This window comes from Okeania sp. (genome assembly GCF_983059655.1).
Genome location: NZ_CEZPJD010000383.1, coordinates 1 through 7,432, shown reverse-complemented (window position 1 = coordinate 7,432; position 7,432 = coordinate 1). Strand labels below are relative to the sequence as shown.

At 36.6% G+C, this 7,432-nt stretch carries 6 protein-coding genes; 2 read left to right on the top strand and 4 right to left on the bottom strand.

The window, feature by feature from the left end:
* On the top strand, nt 1–2,485 hold a 2,485-nt coding region (locus AC3DU7_RS19855), incomplete at its 5' end, for a pPIWI_RE module domain-containing protein (protein WP_488041039.1).
* Nucleotides 2,486–2,600: 115 nt separating this feature from the next.
* On the opposite strand, the gene AC3DU7_RS19850 is transcribed toward AC3DU7_RS19855, so the two are convergent.
* Both AC3DU7_RS19850 and chlP read right to left on the bottom strand, forming a co-directional pair.
* Nucleotides 2,601–3,224 (bottom strand): DUF938 domain-containing protein, encoded by a 624-nt coding sequence (locus AC3DU7_RS19850; RefSeq protein ID WP_488041038.1) that lies wholly within the window; start codon nt 3,222–3,224, stop codon nt 2,601–2,603.
* Nucleotides 3,225–4,102: 878 nt separating this feature from the next.
* Nucleotides 4,103–5,323 (bottom strand): geranylgeranyl reductase, encoded by a 1,221-nt coding sequence (gene chlP / locus AC3DU7_RS19845; RefSeq protein WP_488041037.1) that lies wholly within the window; start codon nt 5,321–5,323, stop codon nt 4,103–4,105.
* A gap of 299 nt (nt 5,324–5,622) precedes the next feature.
* On the opposite strand from chlP, the gene yidD reads away from it, so the two are divergent.
* A complete protein-coding gene (gene yidD, locus AC3DU7_RS19840; RefSeq protein ID WP_488041036.1) occupies nt 5,623–6,003 on the top strand; it encodes a membrane protein insertion efficiency factor YidD in 381 nt (126 codons plus the stop codon).
* A 34-nt stretch (nt 6,004–6,037) separates the two neighbouring features.
* Here the strand turns inward: yidD and AC3DU7_RS19835 are convergent, their stop codons facing one another.
* Nucleotides 6,038–6,181: a hypothetical protein gene (locus AC3DU7_RS19835; RefSeq protein ID WP_488041035.1), complete on the bottom strand. Its 144-nt coding sequence runs from the start codon at nt 6,179–6,181 to the stop codon at nt 6,038–6,040.
* Nucleotides 6,182–6,250: 69 nt separating this feature from the next.
* Nucleotides 6,251–7,279, bottom strand: coding sequence for a tRNA dihydrouridine synthase DusB (gene dusB / locus AC3DU7_RS19830; RefSeq protein WP_488041034.1), 1,029 nt, complete (start codon nt 7,277–7,279; stop codon nt 6,251–6,253).
* Nucleotides 7,280–7,432 lie beyond the last annotated feature (153 nt).

Below are 7,432 nucleotides of genomic sequence, written 5' to 3'. Positions count from 1 at the left end.
TTCTCCCTTATGGTTATTAACAACAGGAAAAGAAATTAATATTAAATCTCTCAGAAGAATACTTCAATTTTGGGCAAAATATCATTTTCAGCAGCAATGGAAATATGATGATGTTCAAAGTTTAATAAAATCTCCAGCACTAGAAGATTTGAATTGGGTTTCTTGCTCCGAAGCAATCCTTTTTGATTGGGAAACTAACCCAGAAATAGGAACAGCAACTCCAAGAGATTATAATGCTTTTCAAGTATTAGCTGATATTATCGCATCAAAAATCACAGAAACTCCCCTAAAAATAGGAGTTAAAGAAAGGCAGTTTTTCAAAGGACCTAATATTGGGGAAGTGGTAGAATGGCCTCCAGAAACTATTTATAATAAGGGAGGAAAAATTGTAGGTTGGGCAAGCGTATTTATTCAAGTTACCGTACAACAGCGATACTTTAATTCCCATCCATTTATTCAATTACATACAGGAGTTAGAAGATTTACTAATAACAAAAATTTCTCTCCAGCAAGTGGTAGAAAAGCAAACTTACATTTCCAAACAAAACCCGATTATTGGTGTGAAGGATTTCCGATTAAAAATAGTATTCAATCTGTAGCTATTAAGTGGTTTAAAAAACAGGGAAGAGAAGATAAATACGATCTGAACTTTGCCGACGAACCAGTGGCTGAAATATTAAAACTATTAGGGAAAAATTTTATTAATCCAAATCCTAAAAAGATTATAGAGCAAACACCAGAAATTATTCCAGAAGTACCACTAGAAAATAACGTCACAATTTTATTACCTTACTCAACTGCTTTAAAAAAACCATCAAGGATTCCAATTAACAATGGCTTGTTCTTCCACGACCGCTATATTATCGATCTAGCTATTAAGGAGAAATTTAAGGATAGGTTAGAACCAACCAAGATATTAAACCCATATCAATCTGATATAAAATCAGAAATTACTAAAGACGATCAAAATCTAGCAGAGTTAATTAGGCGTAAATATCCTAATAAAATTTGGATGGGATTGAGCAGTTCTTCTGAAGATATAAAAGAAGGAATTAAAGCAGCTCTAAGCGAATTGAAACTTCTTGACTCAGAAAATAGCCCAATTAATTTTGAAGAAGTTAGTCTTGATAAAGCTAATACTTTACGAGCAGCTCTAGATGAAAATGGAGATAATGGCAGAAAAAATTATATAGCTGAAAATTTCTCAAAGCAAACAGAACAGAATCCAGGGGCAATTATTATTCATACTTTTGATAAAGATTATGCAGAATACAAAAACGGTAAAGACCCGAAAAAAATCAATAGAAAATCTTTTTGCCCTTTAAATATAGTTTCACAATTTATTGTCAAAGATGGAGCAAAGCAAAAATACAACAATGCTATTTTAGATGTAATTAGACAATTAGGAATTACTTACCCCAAGAAATATCAGCAGATTATTCTTCCAAATGGTAAAAATTTTGAAGTGCCAGAAAATTTAACATTTGTCGGATTAAGACTGTTGAGAATTACTGGTAAAACGGCTTTCGATAATAAAGCAAAAAGTTTACCTGTATTTGTCAGAATATCTAATCAAACTGGAGAAGTAGAAGTAAATTTATTAGACATTAATAATAAACCTTCTTTATCAACTGGTTGGATATCTTATTCAGAAGCTATATTGAAATTGGGTAAAGATGAAATTAAACCTGTTTTGCTGAAAAATAAAAAAGCAGAAATAAAACAGTTTATAGAGAACACTTTAAAACTTTTCTCAGGGAATACTTTACTTTTAATGCAACAAGACAATATTCGTAGTGTTTTACGTTGCCTACAACTCAAAAATATGCGCCTAGATAAAATTAGTTTTGATGACAATCTGAATAATTTTGTAGATATAGATAAATTTCCAGGTTTGAGAATAGTTGTATGTCGTACTATCGAAAAAGAAACTCCTGATAATTTTATTATTAAGAATAGAAATGACGAAAAATTTAACGGGAGAGATAGATATCGTACTTTTTATGAATTATGGAAATTTGATAAATTTACCTGGATAAGTAGTGGCGATCGCGGAAACCAACAACCAAATGCAAATGCTTCAAGGTTAGATAAATGGTTTCAAGAATGGGGAAAAAACGAGGAAAATGAATCTGAAAAAATAGCTCAAAATCAGGTAAGTAAAGAAGATAATAAATCAAATAAAGGAAAAAGAAAAAAGTTAGAAAAACCTAGAGAAGTAGACCCAGACTTTACAGAAAAACAAGCACATTTTGGCAGAGGAAAAGAACTTTCAGTTGTAGCAGTTCCATCAAAAGAAAAAGATTTTAGAGGAGTTTGGGCAGCGATCGCCCATGACCTCCGTAAAGGTGCAATTCAATATGAATATACTTTACAACTGCCACTTCCTCTAGATATGGCTAAAAAATTGGATGAATATTTTCGGGTACTAGATGAAGATGAAATAGACAATGATGATAATACTGGGGAATTGGAAGAAGAATAGGAACCCACATTCCGCACTTCAAAATTTAACCTCAAAAAAAAAGACCAATAGAATAGATATGTGTTGGGTTTCGGTTCCTCAAGCCAACCTACGCCAACCCATTTTATCAGTGATATTAGTTGTGATGAAAAATCACAGACAAATTATTTGCCGGCATTTCTACCATCTCCACAAACCTTAACCCCTCCTTCTCCGCTACTGCGATAACATCCTCTAAATTTCTCAATCCCCACTCAGGATCTTGAGAACGCAAAGACTCATCAAAACTCAGATTACTCGGTGCAGTATGTTCCCCACCTTGTTTGTACGGACCGTACAAATATAGCACCCCATCCTTCCGCAACAAACGCCCTGCACCTGCCATTAATCCCAGACAAGTTGACCAGGGACTAATATGAATCATATTAATATTGACAATAGCAGTAATCTCAATACCTTCTTTTTCCAAGGCCCAAACCGACTCCCGCACATCAATATCAAGAGGAGAATGCAGATTATCTGACGGACTATGTTGTTGCCAAGCTGCAATACTATCGCGCAACATTGGGTTAGGGTCAGAAGGAAACCACTGACGAGGTTGCAACTGGGGAGAAAAGAAAACAGAATGTTCTCCCGTACCACTAGCAATTTCTAAAATATTTCCCGTTGGAGGCAAAACTCGCTGTAGCACTTCCAAAATAAATGAGCGGTTGCGCTCAGTTGCCGGAGCATATTGCCGAGCATCACTAAAAGAACTCATAGTTCAAGAATTTAGAATTTAGAATTTAGAATTTAGAATTTAGAATTTAGAATTACTTCTTCTTAGTAAATAATATAAAATCCTGATAATTACTATATCCAAGTCATTGCGACGGTTACTCCGTGGAAGGTTTGCGTAGCATTCCGTAAGGAAAGCAATCTCAAGGGTGCGCGGAGATTGCTTCCTATCGTCGCAATGACGACTGTTTAACCGGATTTTATATAAGAGGATTGAATCAAAGGAAAATTTTTCTTTATTATTCCCTTAAAAGGCTATGCTTTAAAGCACAATTTTTCGGTAATTATTAAATTTTTTAACTAGCTATTAGCTTTTAGCATTCAGCTTTTTAAGCTTGGGTTAAAATCCCCTTCTCAATATTTCTTCTGACTGCTGACTGCTGACTGCTGACTGCTTATTCAACGGGACTGGCGCGATTCGAACGCGCGACCTAGCGCTTCAGATTTGTGTGAGTTTCCCCACTCTCTGGACTATCCCTTCACCATAGCTCTAAAATAGCTTTAGGTGGTGGCCTAGTTTAAGCAGAATTTTATTTCTTCTTAAAACTCTAGTCTCTGCACCTTCTTCACCAATAACTTAGGTAAAGCTTGGCTCAAGATTACCATATCTACAAAATAATAGACTTAGGCTTCCTTGAATTTGACCACATTCACTCACGGAGTTTCCTCACATGGTGCCCGATACTTCAGGAGGCGCTTGCTCTATCCATCTGAGCCACAGCCCCATATTTTTTATTTAATCAGTAGAATATATTTATTTAACTTGTATGCAAAATACCCTACATATTAATATTAAAATCCCGCAGCAATATTCCGCAGGACTTTAATATTAACTTAATTAACTTTGGACTTTAACTAAATTTAAGGTGCTAAAGCATTACCCCGGAGAAGACTACCAATAGTTTTAGCAGTAATCTTCATCTGAACTAAAGGATTAGCAGGTACAACAGTTTTGTACAAATAACTATCAAAAGTTAGCTTCTGCACATCCATATCAGCACACATTTCTACAAAAGCTTCGCGAGTAGCATCAGAACGATAGAATACTCTCTGTAAAATATCCAACACTTTATAAGTCATGCCATACTTCTTATCCCACCGCTTCAGATAAAGTTTTAAATCTGCTTCAGTAGGAATAGTCGCACCATTATTAGAAGTCTCAACAATAGTTTCAGCACACATCCGAGCAGACTTAGCCGCAAAATAAATACCTTCACCAGAAGACTTAGTTACAGTACCCGCAGCATCTCCCACTAGAGCAACTCTACCACGAACCCGACGAGGACGAGGATGTTCGGGAATGGGGTGAGCTTCTACCTTAATAATCTCTCCACCTTCCAGACGCTTTGCAGCACGAGCGCGAATACCTGCTTGTAACTGTTTAATTCTGGCCTGGTTAGGTTTCATTGTGCCAGTACCCACAGCAACGTGGTCATATTTAGGGAATACCCAAGCATAGAAGTCTGGAGAAACATCATCACCCACATACATCTCTGCTAGGTCTTCATAATATGCCATGAGATGCTCTGGAAGACGAATACGCTCTTGGAAAGCGATCGCGTAATTATAATCTCCAGCATCCATGGCCTTAGCTACGCGGGAATTTGCCCCATCAGCTCCAATAACTAAATCTACTTTTAAGGTCTTAGCTGTGCCTTGGATATCACCTTCTGAATGGTCAGAGTAATGAATAGTGTAGGGGTCTCTATCATTAGTAGGAATATCAAGTTTATAAACCGTGCCATTTATTAGGTTAGCTCCGAGAGAAGCTGCTCGGTCTCTCAGGAAACCGTCTAAAACTTCCCGACGGCACATACCTATATATTCGTCTTCTTTTTCTATATGGATATCCACCTCAACATTGGAGGGAGATATCATTTTCATCTTTCTAACGCGACGATCTATAATTTCTGCTGGTAGGTCAAATTCACTCACCATACAAAGAGGAATAGCTCCACCGCAAGGTTTAGCATTATCTAGTTTACGTTCAAATAAATAAGTTTCAATACCTGCTTTTACTAAAGTTTCAGCAGCAGATGAACCTGCTGGGCCAGAACCAACTACAGCAACTCTTAGAGTCAAAGGTCTTCTCCCAATCTTTTTTTATACTTACAAATTGGGATGGTATCACGGACTGGGGTGTCGTAGTTGATTCTCTGAGGGTATGTGAAGAAATTGCAACAGACCTTAATACTTTGATACTTTTTCTGAAAATGGACTTCTTTTAAGAATTTAGAATTTAGAATTTAGAATTACCTCCCCTTGATAAATTAAAGATAAAAATAGGCAATAGGGGTAATAGGGGTATGTATTAGGAAATAAGGATTTAATTTTTGTAGTATAAATTGGCCTAAATTAATCTCCTCTATTTCTTTAAGTGTATGAATAAAATTGCTGTTGCTTTGATTGACGGATATCAGCAGTACATTTCGCCGAGAAAAGGATTTTCTTGTGCTCATAGAATATTGTACGGCGATGAATCTTGTTCTCAATACATAAAGCGTATGTTTATAGAACAAGATTTTTCGAGAGCTATTCAAGCTGCACGTCAAAGGTTTAAAGCTTGTAAAGAGGCTAATCAAACTTTGAAGTTACAGGCAGTTAGTCTCGAAAAGAAATCCAAAAAAAAACAAGATTCTAAGTTAATTAATTGTTGCGGTGATGTAGCGGAAGAGAGTTGTGAGTGTGCTTTGCCAGACTGTAATGACTGTGATTTCCCAGAATTAGATTGTAGTCCAAACTTCGACTGTTGTGGTTCATAATCATCATAGGTATAGTCGGCAAATATCCAGTCTATTAGACATCCTTCTTTGTACTATAAATTTCCGGTGGTGGTGCATTGTAATTATTTTTGTTACCAGACACAGTAGTGGGAGCATCTTGCTCCCTTGCTTTAAGGATGCCCGCACTAGCTTTGAGGATACCCTGACTCGCAGGCAAGATGCCCGCACTAGCTTCGAGGATGTGCTGACTCGCGGGCAGGATGCCCGCACTAGGTATTGCTTATTCCTATTTACCATTACTATGCAGGACTACCAAATTTTCAATTACTTTGTCAATCAGATCGCAACCTTGTTCCACCGTTTCCACTTTTGCCAATTGACCCCGCAATTCCCCTGCTCCAGGAAAACCCTTAGCATACCAAGTCATGTGTTTGCGGGCTTGACGAATACCGCGATCGCCTTTATATTCCCATAGTGCCCGTAAATGGTCTTTAGCACATTCCATTTTTTCCACTGCAGTGGGCGCTACTTTTTCTACACCATTTTTCAAGAAATAATCAATTTCTCCCACCAAAAAAGGATAACCCAAAGTACCACGAGAACACATTACCCCATCAGCACCAGTTTCCTCCAAACAACGTATTGCAGCATCCACAGAAAAAATATCCCCATTAGCAATAACTGGAATAGAAAGTATTTCCTTAACTTTACCAATCCATTCCCATCTTGCTGGCCCATTATATCCTTGTGAACGAGTCCGACCATGTAAAGTTAACATTTGGGCACCAGCATCTTCCATTCTTTTAGCAAATTCTAGGATATTAATTTCTTGATTATTCCAACCAATTCTTGTTTTTACAGTAACAGGAACAGGTACAGCTTTTACCACTTTACTAACAATTTCTCCAGCTAATTCTGGCTGTCTTAATAATGAAGAACCCCCACCATTTTTGGTGATTTTATTAACAGGACAACCCATATTAATATCAACAGTATCAGCTCCTTCTTCTACTGCCATTTGTGCTGCTTCTGCCAAAAAATCTGGGCGACAATCAAATAATTGAATACTAATTGGTCGCTCATTATTATCAACTTCCATTATTTGAGGTAATTCTTTCACATAATGTAATCCTGTAGCATTTACCATCTCGGTATACATCATCGACTCTGGAGCATAACGACGTACTAGACGACGAAATACCAAATCTGTTACTCCTGATAATGGTGATTGAAGTACACGACTTTTTACTTCAAAGTTGCCAATTTTTAGTGGAGTAGCTAATTTTTGTTTTAATTCAGGAGATAAAATAGTCATTTCAGTTATCAGTTATCAGTACCTCTGGAATAAGGAGGCTTTATATAAGGAATATTCTCTTTTTTTATCCCCTTAAAAGGGCGAGACTTAAGACCAAAGTTTTTCGGCCATAGTTAATTAAAGATAATTTTTAAGATAATTAATTATATTATA